The sequence below is a fragment of the Syntrophales bacterium genome, from assembly GCA_023228425.1.
Classification (GTDB): Bacteria; Desulfobacterota; Syntrophia; order Syntrophales; family UBA2210; genus MLS-D.
Genome location: JALOBE010000018.1, coordinates 1 through 20,644 on the forward strand (window position 1 = coordinate 1; position 20,644 = coordinate 20,644).

Here is a 20,644-nt window from a genome sequence, read left to right on the forward strand (position 1 = left end):
AGTCGAATGCGTGGAAATCAAGTGGGATCCGGCAGTACAATGTAGCCTCGATCCTGGAGCATCTGAGCCTTTTTTAAATCTTTTATTTTAACTTCACCGCCGATGTCCTTCGCACCCTGACCCCACTTGATTTCCACGCATTCGACTCCAAGTTCCTGGATCGCGTATTCGTGGACCTTCAAACGGCTGTCTTCCACGTTGGCCTGCACGACAATGGCCCCATAGCCATTGGTCTGGTAATCCCTATAGAGCTTGACGCGGCGCTTCAAATCGACGGTATTGGAGATTTCCCCCTTTTTAAAAAGGACTTCCGGATCCATGCCCACGACGTTTTCCCCGATAGTCAAAGCCGTTCCGGCCAGTGCGGAGCCTATGGCCAGTCCTTCCCAGTTGTTTTTGGCGATATTGGTGGATCCGATGCCGGAAATCAGCCACGGAAGATGGAATTTCAGTCCCTTGTCATGGCCGATTGTAACTTCAATATTTACGGCGGGGAAGATGGCCTTGTCGCTGTCAGCATCAATTCCGTGAGCGCCGACCACGGTTCCCATAATGTTGAAATGTGAGTAATCAACGGGATATTCCTTCTCGGCGGCAACCGTAATAACGCCAAAAGGTTGGGGATATATCACTTCGTGTCCCCGGTAAGCGGACTTTCCTATTTCGCACATGCCTATACAACCGTCGATACAGGTTACGCACATCCCCGATCTGGACGATATCGACTCCTCGGTCCTGTTCTTGGTGAGGGTTGCACTGGAGGTATTCACTCTCGAAAAAGACATATATGGTGCTCCTTTCAGGGTTTATGCTTATTTTATTTCGCACGCCGCGCAGGGCGACATGTAACACATCAGGTCATTGAACCGGTCCTTTTCTATACAGGGAGGGGAAAGGTTCGCGCACGCTCCGCAAACGGCCTTTTCCGGTTCGTTGAAGGTGCATCGGGCCTGGCAGGCCGGGCATACCTCCATGCAGGCACCGCATAATCGGCAGACATCGGAACGCGCGTCAAAGGGAGCTCCCAGCGTTCTTCCTTCTCCACGGCCCCGGAAGCCGATGGCGCCTGCCATCATCTGCTCCTTGCACATCCGCACGCACAATCCGCAGAGAATGCAGTCCTCATACTCCTGCCTGAACCGCTGCTGCCTCACGTTGTGCTGGGAGGCTATATCCTGTATGGTCTTGGATTGTGGGCATGTGGCAAGGAGAAGCTCGATGATCATTCTCCTTGCCGACAAAACGCGCCTCGAGGCCGTTCTGACATTCAGCCCCTCCTCAACAGGATAGGTGCAGGATGAAACGAGCTTCGCGCCGGGTCCCTCGCCTATCTCGACGATACACAGTCTGCATGCACCATAGGGAGACAGCCCCTCCTTGTGGCATAGAGTTGGTATGGGAAAGCCGTAAAACCGTGCCGCCTCGAGGATCGTAGTGCCTTTTTCAACTGATACGGGCAGTCCGTTAATCGTAAGTTTAACCATAGTGAGCTCCTCTAGTTGCAGTAATGTCTGGTTGATCCGTGGATATTCTCCTCGTGAATTCCAGATCGCAGCGTAAACAGCGCCTGCATTCCGCGCGGGCCGGATTTTCCGGCAAGGTCATTGTCACCTCCTTGAAATTTTTAATTCTTTCAGAAGGTTTCAACGTCTCAGGTTCGACGCGGGTGTTTGTTTGCTCATCCAATTCGCTGATGACCGGGGGCTCTATGTAGACATTGGGAATTTTCGGTATTGCCGACGTTACCAGCTGCCTGCCGCTCAAAAACAGGTCAATGCTCCGAGCCGCCTTTTTCCCCGCCGCCACAGCATCGATCACGGTATTTGGGCCTGTCACGAGGTCGCCGCCCGCAAAAACGCCTTTAAGATTCGTTTCCAGGGTTTTATTGTTTACGAGTGCCCTGCCACTTTTGTCTATCGCAACCCCCATCGATGAGAGGAACTCACTCTCGGGCTTCTCGCCGATGGCAACGATGAGCGTGTCAAGTTCCACCTTGAATTCGGTTCCGGGCATGGGAACGGGTTTGCGCCTCCCCGTGGCATCCATGTCTCCGAGACGGTTTTTAATATATTCAATGCCTGTGAAACGACCTTCCTTCGATACTATCCTTACTGGAGTTACAAGTGTTTCCAGTTCTATGCCCTCCTCCAGGGCCTCGGCCACTTCTTCTTTATAAGCGGGCATCTCTTCACGGGTTCGTCTGTAATAGAGGGAAACAGCTGTGACAGCCTTCTGCCGCAAGGCCACTCGCGCGGCGTCCACGGCTGAATTTCCTCCCCCTAGTATGCCTACATGTCCCCGCGCGTGTTCTTCTCCTCTCACATTGAAGGCCTTAAGAAATTCAATCGAAGGGAAGACGCCATCTATATCTTCATTCTCAAGGTCAAGGCGCCGGCTTCCATGGGCTCCGATTGACAGAAACAGTGCGTTAAAACGCCCGGGAATCAGGTCTTCGATGGTCATGTCTTTCCCCAGGGCGCAGCCATACTCAATACTGATATTCCTGTTCAGGAGTGTTTTAATTTCATTGTCGACAATACTCCGGGGAAGTCTGTAAGCGGGCAGGGAACATGTCAACATCCCTCCCGGCATGTTTTGCGCTTCAAAGACGGTTACGCTGTATCCGAGCAGAGAAAGCTCATGAGCTGCGGTCAGACCCGCCGGTCCCGCGCCGATAACGGCTACTTTTTTGCCATTTTTCTTCGCCATTTTTAGTTTGAACACAGAAGGTTCAACTCTGTCGGTTACAAAGCGCTTGATGTCCCGGATAGCTACGGCGTCACTCCCACTCTTTCCGAGACTGCAACGGTTTTCGCATTCACGATTGCACACTCTGGCACTGACCGCAGAGAAGGGATTTGCAGAACGTATTACCCGGTAGGCTTCTTCGTAATCGCCTTTTTCGACAAGGGCTACATACCGCCACGGTTCTGTGTCTACGGGACAGGCCGCTTGGCAGGGGGCCCCTGTCAGTTCCTTGCATACATAGGCATCACATCGTTTGTCGATGATATGCCGTTCATATTCCTTGCGGAAATACCGAAGAGTACTCAAAACAGGATTTGGCGCGGATTGCCCCAGCCCGCACATGGAGGTATCTTTTACGGTAAGGGCGAGCTCTTCCAGTAGGCCCAGGTGTTCCGGAATTCCCTTTCCCAGCGTTATGTCTTCAAGAATTTCATACATCCTCTGCGTTCCCTTCCTGCATGTAAAACACTTTCCACAGGATTCGTTCTTCAGGAAGCTCATAAAGTATTTGGCCACGTCCACCATGCAGCTGTCCTGGTCCATTACGATCATTCCGCCCGATCCCATAATTGAGCCGGCCCCGGTCAGGCTGTCATAATCGATTGGAAGATCGAACATCGAAGCGGGGATGCAGCCGCCGGATGGTCCACCGGTCTGTATGGCCTTGATTTTCGCCGAGCTTGCCGATCCTCCTCCGATTGCATACACGACCTTGCTTATGGGTGTTCCCAGGGGGACCTCAACCAGCCCGGTATTCTTGATTTTTCCGACCAGGGAAAAGATCTTTGTCCCGGTGTTGTTTCGTGTGCCGATCTTCGCGTACTCTTCGGCGCCATTGTTTATAATGTAGGGAATATTAGCCAGGGTCTCGACGTTGTTTATGCATGTGGGGTGACCGAAAAGGCCTTTTAAAATAGGGTAGGGCGGGCGCTGGCGCGGTTCTCCCATTTGCCCCTCTACGGATTTTATCAGTGCAGTTTCTTCTCCACACACGAAGGCGCCGGCTCCATGGAATATCCGTATGTCGAAATCGATACCCCGGCCTAAAATATTTTCTCCAAGGAGGCCGAGACGTCGGGCATCCCGCAGCGCGATAGCCGCATGCTTGATAGCCAGGGGATATTCCGTGCGCACATAAATGATGCCTTCGCCGGCTCCGATTGCAAGGGCCGCTATTGTGATGCCTTCTATGATAGCGTGGGGATTGCCCTCGAGCATGCTCCGGTCCATGTATGCGCCCGGGTCTCCTTCATCGGCATTGCAGATTATATATTTTGGGCCACGTCCGAAGTTGACGTTCCTGGCCAGTTCCCATTTTCTTCCGGTCAGAAATCCCGCTCCGCCTCGGCCCCGCAACCCGGATTTAAGGATTTCATCAACGATCCATTCAGTGTCCGGATTGCCCAATACTTTTTCCAGAGCCGCGTATCCGCCCATTTTCAGGTAGTCATGTATTCTTATGGGATCGAGGTTCTGGTTCTGACCGAGAATCAGCCGTGTCTGTCCTTGAAAAAAGGGAATCTCTTTTTCTGAAAACCGCTTGATTGTAGAGCCGGGTTCCCGGTACAGGAGCTCTTCCACAACTTCGCCTTTAACTGCGGCGTCGACTATTCTCGGTACATCTTCCATGGTAAGTTTCGGATAAAGGTTGTATCCCGGTTCCACGATTATGAAGGGGTCCATCTCACAGAAACCCAGACAGCCCGTTATCCTGAGGGAGAGTTTGTCATGCAGGTTCTCCTCAAGAATCTGTCGCTTTAATATCCGTATCAGATCATTGGAACCGCTGGCTTGTCCACCGGTTCCTCCGCATATTACAATGCAGGGTTTTTCACTATTTCTTCCGGCCATAATTGCTGTGCGGTAGGCCCTGAACTCAGAAACGCTTTGAAAAGCCTTCATATATTTTCCCTTCATATATTTTTTACATATTGTACGAAGACGCCATCTTTGTCTGATCCAGATTCAGCATATGCCCCCGGCATCCCCGTCGCGTGCAGATTTCCCAGGCACATTCGTCACGGACAAACAGACTTGCCATTGAAGTTCCGCATTCCGGGCAGCTTGAAAAACTTGGTATTTCCTTGAGGCAGTGAGGGCAATAGAATTGTGACACGTCGTTCAGGGGAATGTCGTTTTCCAGGGCGATGGCCGTGCTGCCGTAGAGGGAAGATAAGCGCAGCCAACCTTTTTTACCGTTGGAAAAAACATCGATTTTGATGCAGGGATGGCCGTCGATACCATAATCATCATCCATAAGGGTCTCCTTACAGGACGGGCAGGAAACGTGGAGGGGAAAAATCCGGCTGTCAGTTTTCACATCGACTTTTTCGAGGCCTTCTCGGGTTTTTGCAATGATCTCCTTCACCTTCCTCCTGGTCACATGGGGGAAATAACGACCGTCCACCACAACGGTCGGCCCCAGTGCGCAGGCTCCAAGACAATTTACCGTCTCGAGACTCATTTCATTGTCGGCAGTGGTGTCACCCGGCATAATGCCCAACTGTTGTTTGAATTCATCCACAATGCCCTGTGCGCCTCGAACATGGCATGCCGTTCCCAGGCAAACAGACACACAGTGGTTGCCTCTGGGCTTCAGGCTGAATGCTTTGTAGAATGTTGCAACGCCGTAGATGTCAACCAGGGAACGGCCTGTTTCTTCCGCTACAAGCCTCAGGGCTGTTTCGGGAAGATATGTGCAGGCTTGCTGAATTTCTTCAAGGATGGCAATAAGCTCACCTTTGTTTTTTTTAATGATATCGAGAATATTGTTTACGTCCATGCCTTTCCTTTCACAACTGAAGAGTGTTTATGATCCATGGGCGGAAATGTGTCAGCAGTATTCTTCACAATGCCAGATGCCGGCTTCGCCTTTCGGATAGAGACATGCTTTCGCATGATCACAGTTGTTACAGATGCCGGTGAGTTTTTCACGATCATCCGGAGCCGCCTTTCCTCCGGGCCCTTTCTCATATACCGGTGGTATGGCCTGTGAGAAACCACTTGTAAAATCCTCGCAAAAAAATACGGAGCCGCGTGAATGATGCCTGAAACCGCATCGGGAGACGTTTTCACAGGAAGGGCAGATGCCTTCCTGCCCCGTTCCTGCATTCCCGCCGGCTTTGTTCATCTTGTTCTTTGTCCGGACAGTGCTTTTCATCCCTGGCCCCCTTTCGGAAACATTTTTATGAACAATTACCGAATCCGTGGTGTGGTTTGATGGAGGCGGTCTGTGACCCGTTTTCGGGCGTTTACCGGTTCGGACCCCGGCCCACCAGGGACGCGAAAAAGTCAGAAAGGATCCTGGTAATAAGCCTGAAGTCCCTGTTCCCGGACAGTCAACGCATCATGGCGGTACCTGATGAGAATTTTACATAATGCCGTTTCCTCTACGATTTCTGAAGGACCTGCTGCATGACGACGCTATCCAAAACCGTCCAGGCCCTGTCCAAAGATCGGCTTTATCCGCCCAGTGAGATTTTATGACGAATTCGGTAGCACATTTATCAAAGAACATAAAGCGTTTCTACGACAAAATGTCGAACCCCGAACGTTTTTCACGGATTCAGGAGATCTCTTTCGAAAGTCGCTCATCTCTCCTCCTCCATTCAGGATACAGACTTTTGATAGAAGGCAATTATTTTCAGACTCCGAGACCTTTAAAACCTATCGATTGTGTCATTTCGACCTCTCCCCCGTCACTTCGAAGGTTTCCCTGTCACTTCGAACGCATGTGAGAAGTCTGAAAGATCCCTCGCTTTGCGCGGGACATGGATTTCTCGTCGCTTCGCTCCTCGAAATGACAAGGAGCGCTTTGAATACCAGCCATTTTTGTCATTTCGACCGTAGGGAGAAATCTTTCACTAACGGCCATCATCAGGATTTCTCGTCGCTTCGCTCCTCGAAATGACAAAATAAAGATCTTACCCCTGTTTCAGTTGTCCGCAGGTAACAGGACAATGGTTCAGGGCTTCAATGATGATTTTTCATTGTGCCTTTATTTTACACACAGCGATACAGATCGCCTGTCGCCATGGAGCATCGCGGGATAACGGTCACGGGCGCTCCGCTTGGTCATAAGTCCCTTGTGCCCGAATAATAATCACCTCAAGAACGTCCATTTTCAGACAGGTCAAAGCCCCACCCCGCTTGGGTTATGGCCGAACGGGGAGTAGGTTAGTTTTTTCTTTTCCAGCGCAAGTCTTTCAGAATCCTCTTTGAACCGGTAGCTTTTTCATATTGCAGTACCGTTCAAAGGCATATATGAAGATAGTTAATCGATAGCCTATGGAGGTCCGGGTTCGACTCGGGGAAAAGGAGCGTCCCTTAAAACACTGATGGCGTCGCAAAAAATTGCCGGAGGACGTGACCTCCGGCATGAAGAATAAAAATCACAATCAGGAGTAGGTCCATGGCATTGACAAAAAAGGATATGATCGATCAGCTTTCCGAGAACCTCGAAATGACGAAACCCGAATGCGCCAGGATCGTGGAGGGTTTCTTTGACATCATCAAGTCCGAGCTTGAACAGGGCAATCCGGTGAAGATTTCGGGCTTCGGGAAATGGACGGTCAATGCAAAGAAGGCAAGGAAGGGGCGGAACCCCCAGACCGGGGAGAAGATCACCATAGAGCCGAGGAAGGTCATCACCTTCAAAGCCTCCGAAAAACTGAAAACCAGCATAAACGACGAATAACCTCCGACCGTATCGGGATATTCCGGCAATGGGGAGAAGTGCCTTCAGGGGGGAGGGAGTTTTTCCGAGGAACCATGGGACGTGCAATAGTGACGTCTCCGTACAAAGCGTCCCGACCCGCCTCCGGCGGGCCTGCACCATACAACTGACGTGCCGTAAGCGGGCATCGTTGAGTATGGACGTGCCGGCACAACCGGAGGCTGTGGAAAATCTTCACAAAAGAGCCACTAGAGGACTGTTTTGTACAAAGCTCCTTGAGGCACTGCCCCCGGCATTATAACCGGATGCCTGGTCGGGTTGGATCCATCCCCTCATGAAAAAGCCCTTCAGAATGACAGGATCGGTTGCATGATCCTGATCCGCGGGAAAACGGGAATGAATACCCCGTCCGGCCGGATTCCTTCAGAAGCACAACTCCGGATCATCGTTGAGAAATTGTCGGGAGGAGGGTTTCGGCGTACACTATTCGCCCCGAAGAGGCCTGTGATGATCTCCGGAAATTCGGAGAAATTCTTGAGATACTCTGATAGATTAATATCATTCCTGAGAGGGAGGTGACCTGTGAGCATGGTACTGTTCCACGGAGTGACGATTGAATGTGTTCAGGGAAACATCGTACACCAGCAGGACATGGATGCCATCGTAAACGCCGCCAATGCCCGGCTGCGTCCCGGGGGAGGAGTTGCCGGCGCGATACATCGGGCAGCTGGACCGGGCCTTGAAGAGGAGTGCCGTCCCCTTGCCCCGATCAGGCCCGGCCAGGCGGTTATAACCAGCGGCCATGGCCTGCCGAACCGCTGGGTGATTCACTGCCTGGGGCCGGTCTACGGTGTCGATGAGCCGTCGGACAAGCTCCTGGCCGACTGCTACCGAAACGCGATGCTGCTGGCTGAGGAAAACAGTATCAGGTCCATAGCCTTTCCGGCCTTGTCGACAGGGGCCTTTGGCTATCCCATGGAAGATGCCACCCGTATCGCTTTCGGGACGGTCTTTGGAGAAGCAGGGCGTTTATCTAGGATCACCGTTGTCAGGTTTGTTCTATTTGACAGTGAGGATCAAAGGCTGCATGCGGCGGTTCTTCAAAAGATGGCGGAGATGGCCGGTCATGAGTGACGGTGGGCGCTTTTTACCGATCTTTCATTTTGTCATTTCGAGGAGCGTAGCGACGAGAAATCCCTGTCCCGAGCAAAGCGAGGGATCTTTCAGACTTCTCACATGCGTTCGAAGTGACAGGGGAGAGGTCGAATTGACACAATCGATAGTTTTGCAATAAAGGTCTCAGCACGGGCTGTGCTTGACGAGGTCGGTTTGGAAACCGTGAAGATTTTTCGCCGGCGGCGTGTTCGACGAGGATGCCCCGGCGAAACTGTTTTTCCTGGGCGTCCCGATCGACGCCTTTCCTTTGGAGTCGGCACCGGCATGGGTGTTTCCAGCGGCGCTCCGGGTCCTGATATCGCGTACAAACTGTGCGAGTGTGCTGGGAAGAGCAGGGTGAAGCCGTCCGCAAGCAAACCGGTTCTTCCGGGGCGGAAAGCAGATTTTCCAAATGTCGGAACATGGTCATGACATCAGAGATGTCATCGCTCGAGTCGAGGAAGTGTTGCCGGACCGGCCGCTCCTGGTGCGGGTTGTGCTGTAAGGGGAAACGGACGCCGACAGGGCGGGTCGACCTGGAATCGGCCCGCCGTCACGGAAGCCAGGGGGGGGGGGTATGATCATGATCCCGTGGCTATAATCCGTTGTTATGTACCGGTCATTTTGTTTTGAGCGTCGGGGATGATTCGGATTCTTCCTGACCTTCCCGGCCAAATGCGCCGACCGGCGTATGCGTTTTCTGGCTGAGTATGATCTGGGCGTAGCGGGTTTGAAACAGTTCTACGATCTCGTCATAGGGAACGTCGGCATAGGATCCCCGATCACGAATATATTCCATGTGGCGGCGCCCTTCCGTATCAAAGGGGTGAAAGACGGCATCACCTGTGCCGTCCCAGTCAAGCGGTTTGACCTTGAACCTCTCGCAGAGAGACAGGTTGAACGTGGGGGTAACCTTGAGCCAGCGGCCGTCAAGATTGATATCGTTGTAGCCGTGACAATAGAACGTGTCGGTCTGCATCATTTCCCTGAGACGCCTGGTTGTCAGGTGGTTACGGACGTCGGCGAAATGAAGGCGGCAGGGGATGCCACAGGCTCGGCACAGAGCCGCGAGAACAATCGCCTTGGCCACACAATACCCGTAACCCTTCTTCAGAATCGTGCTGGCCCGGAAAGCTTCACGTGTGAGTTCAATTCGATAGGGATCATAAGATATTCCGTCCCGAACAGCGTAATAGAGACTGACTGCCTTGGCACGGAAAGAAGTCAGTCCTGCCGTGACTTCACGGGTATGGTGCAACACCTCATCAGAAGTGCAGTCGATAAATTCCGTGGGACTTAGATTTTCCATAATTCCCTCCCTCCTCCCTGGGGGACGTTGTTGACTTCGATGAATTATCGTCCTCGTCGACGCATGCTCTTCGATATCGCCGAGGTGGTGACACCCACTCTTCTAGCGATATCAGCCAGGGGAACACCGTACTTTTCCAGCAGAACCATGGTGATCTGTCGCCGCATCCTGGAAACTGCAGGTCTCCGACTGCCTGACCGTAATTCTTCAATATTGATTCCCTCGTCACGGCAGCTTTCTTCTATGTATCGTTCAATTTTTTCGATGCGGTACTTTGCCTCAAATTGTTTCCTCAGTAGGGCATCTGCCTCTTGGGCAATGTCATTCACAAAATCCCCACTCCCAAAAATTCGCTCATCCGATCGTTCTGTGAGACCGAGTCTGCGCATGGAAACGACTTCCGACCAGCCTCCCCGTGAGCGGATCAGGCCACCTCCTGCCGGTTCCGATCTCCGGCCCTCACCGAGCGCCTCTTCGACATACCTGCGATAGGCCCGCCTCGCTTCTTTTTCTCTTGGACCAAACCATTTTAAAACATAGTTACGATCCTGCCAGTCATTCCTGACGTTACCCATCACGACAGCATGTCCGCACCATTGATATCGATCCAGACCACTCATATTCTTTACCAAACCGGCCTGAAGCGGGTTCAAATGAATATATCGAATCAATTCCCTGAAATAGGTGTTTTCTTCGCAGACAATTGATTTGTAACGATTCTGAAACAGATGCCCGTGTCTCGAATGCCGTTGATTATACGATATGGCATATCCTGTTAGAAACCGTCTCATGAATTCGGGAAGACCGCTCGTTCCGCTTCGCAGAAAAAAGTGCGCATGATTCGACATCAAAGCCCATGCGTAAATCCGGGTTCCAGTCTTAGAAGCCAAATCTCCTAAACGAGATACAAAGTTTTCCCGGTCAGAATCGTCATCGACAATGTTTCTTTTTTCTATACCTCTGACAATAATGTGATGCAACGTGCCCGGAGCGTCCAGGCGTGCCCGTCGTGACATGGTTACCTCTATTCCCGCCGATTTTAAGTATGGTTATAATGCGCCGTGGTGAACAACGTCCACAACGTTCACTTGGGTCAATGAAGTCAACAACATCCCTCCAAGTCGCGCTCTATCCTAGAAACCACCCGAAAACCGCCGCTACGAAAATTGCGGGAAGCAGATTTCCCACGGGAAGTCGCCGGATTCCCATGATGTCGAAGCCTATGGCGAGGATAAGAGCTCCCCCCGTAGCCCGTATGGCATCGATGACAGCAACGGTCATTAAGGGTTCAAGAGAAGACGCCGTAAGCGCTATGCCTCCCTGGTAAATAAAGAGGGGCAGAACGGAAAGACCGACTCCGGGTCCGAGGGTTGATGCCAGGGCGATTGAGGCGAACCCGTCGAGCATTGCCTTGAGATGCAGCGTTGAGGGATCTCCGAGTCCGCTCTGAATTGATCCAAGCACGGCCATTGCGCCCACGCAGAAGAGCAGGCTCGCCGTGATGAAACCATCGACGAGAGTATGTCCCGATGACCTCTGATGGGGATTTCTTTTAGAAACAGCCGGGACCGGGAGGCGCCCCGCTCTTTCCTGCATCCAGTGACCGGCACGCTCTAGTGCCGCCTCGATGCCGATGGCCTCTCCGGCAAGGGCGCCCAGGACCAGGCTGCCTACGAGTACGAGAGGGGCATAGCCGCCCATGGATGATCCGGTCAGGTCCGCGATCCCGTCGATGGCCATCATTGCCCCGATGACTGTTGTGGCAAGTCCGATGCCGGTGAACGCCGTTGAACGCATGCGGTCGGGAATGATCCCACCGAACAGCAGGCCGATGAACGTTCCCGCCAAAACTGCGATTACATTGATGATGACGCCGCTCATGTCGTCCTTTGTCCCGGGCCGTCGAAATGTGACTGGAGTTGGATTGACGGGTCCTTTCACCGGTTCCGGGTCAGGCCGTCGCTGTTCTCCAGATCCCGTTTCGGCATACGATCCGGGAAGGTTCACTGGGCCGGATCGGTAGTTTGTAAGCGTCGATGCTATATTCGGGATCGAAAGGCAGTTTTACACCAAAGCCCCCGTCCTCCGTTTCGAAGGCCTGGGGCAGGATGGGAAGAATAGTATGCCTGCTGACAGCCTGGAGCAACTCGTCTGTTGTCTTGAACGCTTTGAGTTCCTCAACCGTTTTCAGGGTGGGGGGCATAAGTACGATTCGGCTGGCCCCATGGTCGGACAGGGCCTGGGCGGGAGTCATCCAGGCAGAGGCAGTGAGTTCGTTCCCGTCATGGCTGGGGTGTTGTCCCGCCGGCAGGCGGGCTATGAAAAAACGTGTATCGAACCGTTTCGGTTCGACCTCCGGGGTCATCCAGTGCGCGTAGGGCAGCAGGAGACTTGGAAGGAAGCGGATATTTTCCCGACCGGCAATATCCAGGAGGGTTATCTCTTCCCGGTGCAGGGCATCCCGATAGGCGGTAAAACGCCTATTACATTCAACATCTCGGAAATCAAGAATACTTCCCGATGAGTCAGCGGCCAGCAGGACACCGGCCTCCTCGAACATTTCCCTGATGGCCGCCAGGTGAAGTCCCCTGGCGATGGATTCGGGCAAGGCCGGCTCCTGCAGCCGGTGGGACAGGTTTTCCCGCCCTGTTCCCTTGATGTGGCGTCTGAGCGCGGGATGGCAATCTTCACCATCCAGACGGCCCCCGGGGAAGACAAAGGCACCGCTCATGAAAGCCTGGCTGTGATGACGGCGCATGAAAAAAATCTCACAGGAGCCGTCGTCCCGATCCCGGGTCAGTATGACGGTCGCGGCATTTCGCAGTGCGGGTAGGGTACTCATTACACTTTCTTTCCGCCCCCGGCTTCAGGGGACAGATGCCCGATTCTCGTCGTCCACAGGCAGAGAACATCATGAAAAGAGAATGCCTCAGGAACTGTCATGTCAGCCTGAACCTGATTTCACAAAGTTTCCCACAGCTACGCCATGCCCGGCGGCCCTGTACTCCAGTGTCTTTCTGGTTGCATCGAGAGTCCTGTCGCTGCATTTCGTGTGAGTCTTTATGCCTGACATAACCACTCCTTCCCGGGCTTCATCGGTCACCGGGATGTACGCGCAACGGGGCATTGTGATGAACGTCCATAACTTCGCATGTTTTTCAAAAAAGTCAATTGCCGCCTTCATATCATTTGTTCTGTGTACCGTCAGTTTCACCGAATATGTGCCCAACCGTCATCATTGTGTAACCTTTGCCTGCTCTGTTCTCCTCAAAATTCAGGAACAAACGGAGGCTGTAAAAATGTCACATATTTTGAAACCTCTCGTCCGCCCGCAATGTGCAGGAACAGGTTTCAATGACACGCGCGCCGTCGGGGCTGTTCGAACCTCTGATTGAGCCCTTTGTTTTTTACTCGCCGTCAAGGCCGGATCTGCACCGGAACCGGATTCTTGATAGGGTCTCGGCTGATAATGCCTCCAGGGCATCCCGTACAGTCGATATTCACATCCGCCGCTTCGGTCCCGAATCGAGCAGAATCCGTCAACATCAGCTGTACATTCACTGTCCGCGGAATGGGTCACAGGTTCAGCGAATGGATCAAGGCCGGCATGCGGCGGCATCCTCCCCTGCCACGGGGGTTACTTCCTGGCTTCTATTGTGGTATAGTTGTCTGCATAAAGCCGGTGCTGCTCGACGCGGAAAAGAAAACACTGACAGGAGCATATATCATGCTTGGCAGATACGTGCGTAATGCGATCGTCACCGAGGCGACCTCCGGTATAGGTGAAGCGACGGCCCGAAGGTTCATCGCCGCCGGTTTTGGAGTTGTCGGTAACGGCCGTAATGCTGAAAGGCTGGTTGAGCTGGAGAACGAACTCGGTGATGCGTTTTGCGGAGTAGCCGGTGACGCCGGCGAAGATACTGTGTTGGAGCGGCTCTTCATGCGGCGGTTAGTGGCCTGAAGGATTCATTGTCAAGTAGAACAGGAAGGTGATGACCCACATGAAGATATCGGACTGGCTGGATGAACAGGAGGCGCGGAATGTGGATGTGTCTCACATAGAATTGCCTGAAGACATGTCCTATGATCAGATTCCCGACGAGACGATATTTTTTAACGAGATCAATCGTTGCGGAGTTCTCTGCTCCAAGGATCATCCCTTTTCCACGGTCGAGCGTTTTGGACACTGGTATTGTGCCAGGGGGCGGGACAGGGATGCCGACGGCATTCATTCATCAAAAAAAGAGTGGAGACTCTTTACGAAAGACAGGGAGTTGGCTCTTGGGGTGGCGAAAGAACGGTTACGATAAAGCTGCCGGTGGTACGTCATGCCATCCGATACTGAAGAGATCCGTACCGTACTTTGAATCATAACACTGGGAAAGGCCTTATTGCACAACATGACGGCATTACGTAGGAACACAAAACGTGTCTGCTTCTCATAGCTTCCGGAAGACCCGCTGAAAACCGGAGTGTAACGACACTATAACGCGGGGCGGTGCGGGCAGGCTGCATTGTGTTTCCTGTGAGGAGACGATCTATGGAAGCGAATAAAAGAATCGTGGAACGACTGCTTGCCGAGACGGGAACAACAGTCAATGGTTCAAATCCCTGGGATATCCAGGTTCATGATGACCGTTTTTACAGTCGTGTTCTGAGGGATGCCAGTCTGGGACTCGGCGAATCCTACATGGAAGGCTGGTGGGACTGCCCCCGTATCGACGAGCTTATCTGCCGGATACTTGCGGGAAACCTGGAAGAAAAGGTCAAAAAAAATCTCAAAATCCTGTTGCTGTACCTGCGAGCCCGTATGTTCAATCTCCAGACCCGGTCACGGGCGGGCATCATCGCCCGGCGTCACTATGATCTTGATAACGAGTTCTTTCTTTCCTTCCTGGATTCTTACGACCAGTACAGTTGTGGCTACTTCGAGGGAACGGACGATCTCGAAGAAGCCCAGCAGAAGAAGATGGATCTCCTTTGCCGGAAGTTGGACCTCAAGAGCAGTGATCATGTCCTGGATATCGGGTGCGGCTGGGGCGGTTTTGCCCGATACGCCGCCGAACACTACGGGTGCACCGTCACGGCGGTCAATATTTCCGAGGAGCAGATCCGCTACGCCAGGGAACAATGCGCGGGTCTGCCCGTGAAGGTGATCAGCCAGGACTATCGGAGCATGCGCGGTTCCTATGACAAAATTGTGTCAGTCGGCATGATCGAGCATGTGGGGCAGAAAAACTACCGGACCTTTATGAGAGTGGCTGACCGCTGCCTGAAGGAGGGAGGTATCTTTCTACTTCACACCATAGGAGGGAACCAGTCGCGCATCAACTGTGACCTCTGGATCAATCGGTACATTTTCCCGAACGGCATGCTGCCGAGTGTGGCCCAGCTCGGAAGAGTCGCCGAAGGACGGTTTGTTGTCGAGGATATTCACAACCTGGGCACCAACTATGAAAAAACCCTTCTGAAGTGGAACGACCGGTTTCAGAAGAGTTGGCCCAGGTTTGCCTCCAGGTTTGACGAAACTTTCAAGAGGATGTGGGAATACTATCTCCTCAGTTGTGCGGGCGCTTTTCGGGCCCGGAGCATCCAGGTGTGGCAGATTGTGCTGACCAAGCCTGGTATCGGACAGCAGTACCGTCCGGTCCGGTAGCACCTGCATCGGGGACGCTTCATCAAAGACAGATTGAACAGGATGAATTTACGGGAGGATCCGTGAACCACCGTAGATGATGGCTTCGTAAAAAGCGCTCCAGCCCGCCAGAGACGCCTTGTACGAAGCCGTCAGTCATAACGACGGCATGGTTTCTTCTTGCGGACAATCCGTCCTGTTTATCGTCCCCGGTTGCATCGCCGGTAATCTCGTTCACCCGCCTGCCATCAGTTCAAATCCCCGCCGCGCAGCTCCCCAGAGAGCAACCTTTTCATCGAGGATGATGATCACGGGTATTGTAGCCAGCAGAGGGGCCAGGCGCCCCTTGCTCAAAAACGCATCCATAAAGGGGCCTTCCTCGAGACTGTCTGCTATCCTGGGAATGATCCCTCCACCGAGGTAGAGTCCTCCCGTGGGAATAAGGGTCAGGGCGAGGTTGCCTGCCTGAGCGCCGAGTATGGAGAGGAACATGTGCAATGTTTCTCTACAGATGTCCGGCGGGTGTACATCGTGGACAGCGGTTGTCAGGATCAGTGCCGTCATGTCCTCGGCACCGGCGCGTTTTTCGGCGAGCCGCTCCGGTTCGACGCAGTAGCCTTCGTCTTTCAGAAACTCATAGATAGCGGGAATGGCGCTGCCGGAACAGACACGCTCCCAGCTTACGCGGTCGAACCGCCTCAGAAGATATGCAAGCAAGGCCCTCTCACGTTCGTTTCCGGGTGCGAAATCCCCATGTCCCCCTTCTGAAGGGTGTGTACGGTACCGGCTTCCGTCCCAGGTCATGAAAGCCTGGCCGAGACCCGTTCCGGGCGCCAGTATGGCCCGGGTGCCGTGAGGCTTGATCGCGCCGGTTGAAGAGATTTTTTTGAGGTCATTTTTTGTGAGAACATCGATGCCGAAGGCGATGGCCTCCAGGTCATTGAGCACCACAAGCCGCGGCAGGGACAGTTTGGAGGCCAGGCTGTCTCTATCAATGACCCAGGGAAGATTGGTCAGCCGTATCCGGGATTCCCCTACGGGGCCGGCGACACCGAAGACCCCGCCGGCCACCGTCACCTGCGTGGAGGGAAGAAAGTCGGCACAGACCTCCTCGAGGCTCGCGTAGTCGGTGCTCCTGTACGTTGCTTCATGAAGGGGGGTCCGGAAACCTTTGTCCCAGGAGAAAATTCCCAGTCTTGTATTGGTTCCGCCGATATCACCGGCAAAAAGCAGCATTACTCCACACGCTCCCGTACATAAGATTCCATGTTTCGGGTCCGCTCCTTTCCTTCTTCAATGGTTTCCTCCACGCGGTAGAATTCAAGAAGGCCGATGTGATCGAGACGCGGCATTATTACAAGGAGCTTTTTACAAAATCATCACGTTCGATGGTTCGGGCTGCATTGTACGATGACATCATACATGGAGGGCGATATGGGATTCGAACCCATGGCCTTTGGCTCCGGAGGCCAACGCTCTATCCATCTGAGCTAATCGCCCTTTTGCGAACAGTCTTGGAGACGACCTTTAGATACTACGTCTTTTCGCGAGATTCAATACTTTTATTGCCCCGGGACATAGCGTTTCGGCAGGGGAAGTTCCGACAATATGCTCATCACATGGGCACTCCTGTTCATGCTGCAGAAATGGAGTCCCGCCACACCGTTCAGCAACAGATCCTCGCTCTGTCGAATGGTGAATTCGATACCGTATTTTTCAGCCTCCTCGGGCCTGTCAATGACGCCCATGAGGCTTTCATAATAGGATACCGGAATCCGTGCGTTGCTGAGTTCGGTTATCTTGGGAAGTTGTTTCGCGTTGAATATGGGGAAGAGGCCGGGAATAACGGGAACCCGGATACCCCGCCGCGCCGCCCGATCACGGAATCGGTAGAAGACTTCGTTTTCAAAAAATATCTGGGTGACTATGAACTCCCCGCCGGCATCCACCTTTTTCCTGAGATAATCCAGGTCCGCCTCGGCAGAGACCGCTTCGATGTGAACCTCGGGATATCCGGCGACGCCGATCGAAAAATCGCCTTCGGATCTGATAAATTCAACCAGCTCATTCGCATGGCTGAAGCCACCCTCGGTTGTGACGAAGGTCTTGTCATCACCCGGAGGATCTCCTCGCAGGGCCATGATGTTTTCGATATTGTTGCGCTTGAACTGTCTCAGAATGTCCGCGATGTCCGCGGCGGTAGCCTGAACGCAGGTTAGGTGAGCCAGCGTTTCGACCTTCATCTCGTTTTTGATTTTTGAAGCGATCTGTATTGTTGTATCGCGGGTTCCACCGCCTGCCCCGTAGGTTACAGAAATGAAATCGGGCGACCAGACGAGCAGTTCTTCAATGGTGCGGTACAGGCCGCTGACATTACCGTCCCGTTTCGGCGGGAACACTTCAAAGGAGAGGCTGAAAGTGTTCCGGTTCAGGATATCCTTAATTTTCATCGTGTTCCTCTCTCACAGGAATCAAAGGAACCAGCAAATGTCATCCTGCGGGGGAATTGTCAAATTGTTTTTCAGATTCTATTGTGATATCGATATGAAACTGGTACCATGCACTCTCAAAAACAGGTAGAAAGCGGATGAAAAAAAATACCCTTTCATTGTGTGCGGCGGTCATGATCTGTTTTTCTCTGTCCCCGACCCCTGTTTTTGCACTCAGCGACATTATCAACGTCCGGCACTGGACAGCTCCCGACAACACCAGAATTGTCATCGACACCGGTTCAGAGGCTCGTTATGACGTCCAGGAGAAGGATCAGAAACTTGTCATAGACATTTTTCATTCGGAGCTGCTGCCCGATGTCGCCCTTGAATACCCTCTCAATGTGCCTGCCGTCAAGGGAATTCAGGTCGTTCCCCTGCCGGGAGACACCACCCGCGTTGAGGTGGCCCTCGGGGAGCAGGTTGTTGCGAAGGTCTTCACGCTCGGTCAAATCCTTGACAAGCCCCACCGGATTGTAATTGACGTCAGAATCCCCGAAGTGGAACAGAGGGAAGCCGATGAACGGATACGAATCGCCGACCTCGAAGCTAAAAGGATCGTTGTCATCGATCCCGGGCATGGTGGAGAAGATCCCGGTGCCATAGGGCGTCTTGGAACGCGTGAAAAAGACATCGTTCTCATGATTGCCCGGGAGCTGCGGACGATGCTTGCGGAACGCGGGTACCAGGTGTTTCTGACCCGCGACGGCGACTATTTCGTTTCCCTGGAACAGAGGGGCAGGATTGCCCGCCAGTACAATGCCGATCTTTTCATCAGCATCCATGCCGACGCGGCGCCGGTTCGATCGGCCCGGGGATCATCGGTGTACTGCCTCTCGACCATAGGCGCGAGCAACGAAGCGGCGCGGCTCCTCGCGGCGAGCCAGAATCTTTCCGACATTCTTGGCGGTGATCCCGGTACCGGAGGCAACGATGAAGCGGATCCCATCATCCTGAACATGCTGCAGACGGAATCTCTCAACCAGTCCCGTTCCTTCGGTTCCATAGCCCTTGCGAACCTCAAGCGGGCAAACGATCTCAAGTTCGCGACCGTCCAGGGAGCGCCTTTCCGCGTCCTCAAGCTTCCAGACATAACATCAGTTCTGGTCGAAACGGCTTACCTGTCGAATTACCAGGAAGAACTCCTGCTTAAAAACACGGAGTTCCGAAAAGATATCGCCTGGGCCATAGCCGCTTCCGTCACGGAATACCTGCCTAACCAGGTATCCGCTGAATTCAGGGAGCGTGACGTCCGGTACCGTCCCCAGTCCCCCTCCATCGTTCTCGCGCGGGAGGAAATCACATACACAGTCAGAAAAGGGGACCGGCTGGAGCGGATAGCGGTCGATCACGGGACCACCGTGCGGACGCTTATGGAAATGAACAACATTCGTTCCCGCGACCGTATATACGTGGGCCAGCAGCTGAACATTCCCGGCGGGGGCTTAGCCGACGTTCCGGAACCGACTCCAGCGGTCTATACCGTGGAGGCGGGTGACACCCTGGAACGGGTGGCCAGGCGGTATGGTGTGTCCATGACGGATCTGGCAAGGATGAACAGCATCCGTTCGCATGACCTCATCTATGTCGGTCAGCGTCTCACTCTTAAGAGCGCCGCCTCGTCATCCACGGCATCCGCCGCTCCGGACCGTCCATCGACCCATGTCGTTGCCCGGGGTGACACACTGGAGCAGATATCACGCCGTTATGGCGTTTCCATGGGTGAGTTGATGCGTTTCAACAATATTCGTTCCCGTGACCGCATTTTCGTCGGTCAGCGTCTCACTCTTAAGAGCGCCGCCTCGTCGTCCAGGGCATCCGCCTCTCCGGACCGTCCATCGACCCATGTTATTGCCCGGGGCGATACGCTGGAGCGGATATCGCACCGCTACAGCGTGGCCGTGGATGACCTGGTTCACGCAAACAACCTCAAGTCACGAAACCATATCCAGGCAGGGCAGAAAATTATCATCCCCGCCGCAAGCGATAAAAACACCGGAAGCGTCCGAAAGCCTGAACAGCTCTACACCGTCAGCCGGGGAGACACGCTCGGGACCATCGCGAGACGGTTTGGCACCAGTATAGAAACGCTGATGGCTGCCAACAGTCTTGAATCTCGTGACCGGATATTCGCGGGGCAACAAATTACAATCCCGAGATGATCATCGCTGTCGGCCTTTTTTTCAGGAGACGCGGGATTGGGGTGATCACCGCCAAAATACCGGGGCAGTCACCGGTGTTGATGATTACTGTTCACCGATACATGCTCTGCCGAAGGCTTCGAAAGAAAAGGTGCCGCATGGTAGTTGAAATAATGAGAATCCTGCCTCAAGCCCTGTCGGAGCTGTATCAGGATCGGCGGTTGGAGCCGGCTGCAGGAGGGGACTAAAGACCTGTGAAAAACTATCGATTTTGTGATCTTGACTTCAAGCAGCCCCTGCGGGAGAATCGGTGATCTAGGAGCCGTGGCGGCGGACAACCTCCGCTGGTGGCTGCGGCGGGAGCGGCGGCCATACTGAAGGCGAAACTGGACGATCCCGGGTCCGATATCAGAGAATTCTTCGGCTACTTCCGGAATCAGGCTGGAACGGGGAATCAGGACGGTCGGGAAATCTGAAAAAGAGGACGCTGCT

At 53.5% G+C, this 20,644-nt stretch carries 17 protein-coding genes and 1 tRNA gene; 6 read left to right on the forward strand and 12 right to left on the reverse strand.

The genetic code is table 11. The features are described from left to right. Positions 1-17: 17 nt before the first annotated feature. From M0Q23_07690 to M0Q23_07705, 4 genes are read right to left on the reverse strand one after another with little or no spacing between them, the layout of a single operon-like run. Positions 18-785, reverse strand: a complete 768-nt coding sequence (locus tag M0Q23_07690) for a hypothetical protein (protein MCK9528506.1) — start codon at positions 783-785, stop codon at positions 18-20. Between the two features lie 27 nt (positions 786-812). Then, positions 813-1,484 carry a 2Fe-2S iron-sulfur cluster-binding protein gene (locus tag M0Q23_07695; GenBank protein MCK9528507.1) on the reverse strand — a complete coding sequence of 224 codons (672 nt, stop codon included), beginning with the start codon at positions 1,482-1,484 and terminating at the stop codon, positions 813-815. Continuing rightward, positions 1,477-4,650, reverse strand: a complete 3,174-nt coding sequence (locus tag M0Q23_07700; GenBank protein MCK9528508.1) for an FAD-dependent oxidoreductase — start codon at positions 4,648-4,650, stop codon at positions 1,477-1,479. Before M0Q23_07700 ends, M0Q23_07695 begins: the two co-directional genes overlap by 8 nt. 22 nt (positions 4,651-4,672) lie before the next feature. Further along, the gene (locus M0Q23_07705) at positions 4,673-5,530 is read right to left on the reverse strand and encodes an NAD(P)H-dependent oxidoreductase subunit E (GenBank protein MCK9528509.1); all 858 of its coding nucleotides are present in this window, start codon (positions 5,528-5,530) and stop codon (positions 4,673-4,675) included. A gap of 1,629 nt (positions 5,531-7,159) precedes the next feature. On the opposite strand from M0Q23_07705, the gene M0Q23_07710 reads away from it, so the two are divergent. Together M0Q23_07710 and M0Q23_07715 are read left to right on the forward strand one after the other, a co-directional pair. After that, a complete protein-coding gene (locus M0Q23_07710; protein MCK9528510.1) occupies positions 7,160-7,444 on the forward strand; it encodes an integration host factor subunit alpha in 285 nt (94 codons plus the stop codon). Between the two features lie 567 nt (positions 7,445-8,011). Further along, a complete protein-coding gene (locus M0Q23_07715; protein MCK9528511.1) occupies positions 8,012-8,557 on the forward strand; it encodes a macro domain-containing protein in 546 nt (181 codons plus the stop codon). Positions 8,558-9,197: 640 nt separating this feature from the next. Here the strand turns inward: M0Q23_07715 and M0Q23_07720 are convergent. The 5 genes from M0Q23_07720 to M0Q23_07740 form a co-directional block, all read right to left on the reverse strand. Further along, positions 9,198-9,887 carry a transglutaminase family protein gene (locus M0Q23_07720; protein MCK9528512.1) on the reverse strand — a complete coding sequence of 230 codons (690 nt, stop codon included), beginning with the start codon at positions 9,885-9,887 and terminating at the stop codon, positions 9,198-9,200. A 44-nt stretch (positions 9,888-9,931) separates the two neighbouring features. Further along, on the reverse strand, positions 9,932-10,462 hold the full coding sequence (locus tag M0Q23_07725) for a hypothetical protein (protein MCK9528513.1): 531 nt from the start codon (positions 10,460-10,462) through the stop codon (positions 9,932-9,934). 553 nt (positions 10,463-11,015) lie between these two features. After that, a complete protein-coding gene (locus M0Q23_07730; protein ID MCK9528514.1) occupies positions 11,016-11,768 on the reverse strand; it encodes a DUF554 domain-containing protein in 753 nt (250 codons plus the stop codon). Between the two features lie 70 nt (positions 11,769-11,838). Then, a complete protein-coding gene (locus M0Q23_07735; GenBank protein MCK9528515.1) occupies positions 11,839-12,729 on the reverse strand; it encodes a hypothetical protein in 891 nt (296 codons plus the stop codon). Between the two features lie 102 nt (positions 12,730-12,831). Beyond that, positions 12,832-13,071: a hypothetical protein gene (locus M0Q23_07740; GenBank protein ID MCK9528516.1), complete on the reverse strand. Its 240-nt coding sequence runs from the start codon at positions 13,069-13,071 to the stop codon at positions 12,832-12,834. A 543-nt stretch (positions 13,072-13,614) separates the two neighbouring features. Here M0Q23_07740 and M0Q23_07745 point away from each other — a divergent pair. The 3 genes from M0Q23_07745 to cfa all read left to right on the forward strand — a co-directional run bounded on the left by M0Q23_07745 (position 13,615) and on the right by cfa (position 15,543). Next, positions 13,615-13,848 (forward strand): SDR family NAD(P)-dependent oxidoreductase, encoded by a 234-nt coding sequence (locus M0Q23_07745; protein MCK9528517.1) that lies wholly within the window; start codon positions 13,615-13,617, stop codon positions 13,846-13,848. Between the two features lie 40 nt (positions 13,849-13,888). Next, entirely contained in the window at positions 13,889-14,197 is a 309-nt protein-coding gene (locus M0Q23_07750; GenBank protein MCK9528518.1) for a hypothetical protein, read from the forward strand. Between the two features lie 230 nt (positions 14,198-14,427). Further along, positions 14,428-15,543 carry a cyclopropane fatty acyl phospholipid synthase gene (gene cfa, locus M0Q23_07755; protein MCK9528519.1) on the forward strand — a complete coding sequence of 372 codons (1,116 nt, stop codon included), beginning with the start codon at positions 14,428-14,430 and terminating at the stop codon, positions 15,541-15,543. A gap of 213 nt (positions 15,544-15,756) precedes the next feature. Here the strand turns inward: cfa and glk are convergent, their stop codons facing one another. The 3 genes from glk to metF form a co-directional block, all read right to left on the reverse strand. Beyond that, complete coding sequence (gene glk, locus M0Q23_07760; GenBank protein ID MCK9528520.1) at positions 15,757-16,758, reverse strand: glucokinase; 1,002 nt, start codon at positions 16,756-16,758, stop codon at positions 15,757-15,759. Between the two features lie 187 nt (positions 16,759-16,945). Beyond that, positions 16,946-17,022: transfer RNA gene (locus tag M0Q23_07765), tRNA-Arg, on the reverse strand. A 62-nt stretch (positions 17,023-17,084) separates the two neighbouring features. Then, positions 17,085-17,972: a methylenetetrahydrofolate reductase [NAD(P)H] gene (gene metF, locus M0Q23_07770; protein MCK9528521.1), complete on the reverse strand. Its 888-nt coding sequence runs from the start codon at positions 17,970-17,972 to the stop codon at positions 17,085-17,087. A 137-nt stretch (positions 17,973-18,109) separates the two neighbouring features. Here metF and M0Q23_07775 point away from each other — a divergent pair, with 137 nt between their 5' ends. Continuing rightward, the gene (locus M0Q23_07775; GenBank protein MCK9528522.1) at positions 18,110-20,173 is read left to right on the forward strand and encodes a LysM peptidoglycan-binding domain-containing protein; all 2,064 of its coding nucleotides are present in this window, start codon (positions 18,110-18,112) and stop codon (positions 20,171-20,173) included. The last annotated feature ends 471 nt before the right edge of the window (positions 20,174-20,644 follow it).

Bases quoted from the DNA above. Each gene is read 5' to 3' on its own strand.
- M0Q23_07690 (MCK9528506.1), bottom strand. From the start codon at position 785: ATGTCTTTTTCGAGAGTGAATACCTCCAGTGCAACCCTCACCAAGAAC.
- M0Q23_07750 (MCK9528518.1), top strand. From the start codon at position 13,889: ATGAAGATATCGGACTGGCTGGATGAACAGGAGGCGCGGAATGTGGAT.
- M0Q23_07735 (MCK9528515.1), bottom strand. From the start codon at position 12,729: ATGAGTACCCTACCCGCACTGCGAAATGCCGCGACCGTCATACTGACC.
- M0Q23_07720 (MCK9528512.1), bottom strand. From the start codon at position 9,887: ATGGAAAATCTAAGTCCCACGGAATTTATCGACTGCACTTCTGATGAG.
- M0Q23_07700 (MCK9528508.1), bottom strand. From the start codon at position 4,650: ATGAAGGCTTTTCAAAGCGTTTCTGAGTTCAGGGCCTACCGCACAGCA.
- M0Q23_07705 (MCK9528509.1), bottom strand. From the start codon at position 5,530: ATGGACGTAAACAATATTCTCGATATCATTAAAAAAAACAAAGGTGAG.
- M0Q23_07740 (MCK9528516.1), bottom strand. From the start codon at position 13,071: ATGAAGGCGGCAATTGACTTTTTTGAAAAACATGCGAAGTTATGGACG.
- metF (MCK9528521.1), bottom strand. From the start codon at position 17,972: ATGAAAATTAAGGATATCCTGAACCGGAACACTTTCAGCCTCTCCTTT.
- M0Q23_07710 (MCK9528510.1), top strand. From the start codon at position 7,160: ATGGCATTGACAAAAAAGGATATGATCGATCAGCTTTCCGAGAACCTC.
- M0Q23_07745 (MCK9528517.1), top strand. From the start codon at position 13,615: ATGCTTGGCAGATACGTGCGTAATGCGATCGTCACCGAGGCGACCTCC.
- M0Q23_07695 (MCK9528507.1), bottom strand. From the start codon at position 1,484: ATGGTTAAACTTACGATTAACGGACTGCCCGTATCAGTTGAAAAAGGC.
- glk (MCK9528520.1), bottom strand. From the start codon at position 16,758: ATGCTGCTTTTTGCCGGTGATATCGGCGGAACCAATACAAGACTGGGA.
- cfa (MCK9528519.1), top strand. From the start codon at position 14,428: ATGGAAGCGAATAAAAGAATCGTGGAACGACTGCTTGCCGAGACGGGA.
- M0Q23_07775 (MCK9528522.1), top strand. From the start codon at position 18,110: ATGAAAAAAAATACCCTTTCATTGTGTGCGGCGGTCATGATCTGTTTT.
- M0Q23_07715 (MCK9528511.1), top strand. From the start codon at position 8,012: ATGGTACTGTTCCACGGAGTGACGATTGAATGTGTTCAGGGAAACATC.
- M0Q23_07725 (MCK9528513.1), bottom strand. From the start codon at position 10,462: ATGGGTAACGTCAGGAATGACTGGCAGGATCGTAACTATGTTTTAAAA.
- M0Q23_07730 (MCK9528514.1), bottom strand. From the start codon at position 11,768: ATGAGCGGCGTCATCATCAATGTAATCGCAGTTTTGGCGGGAACGTTC.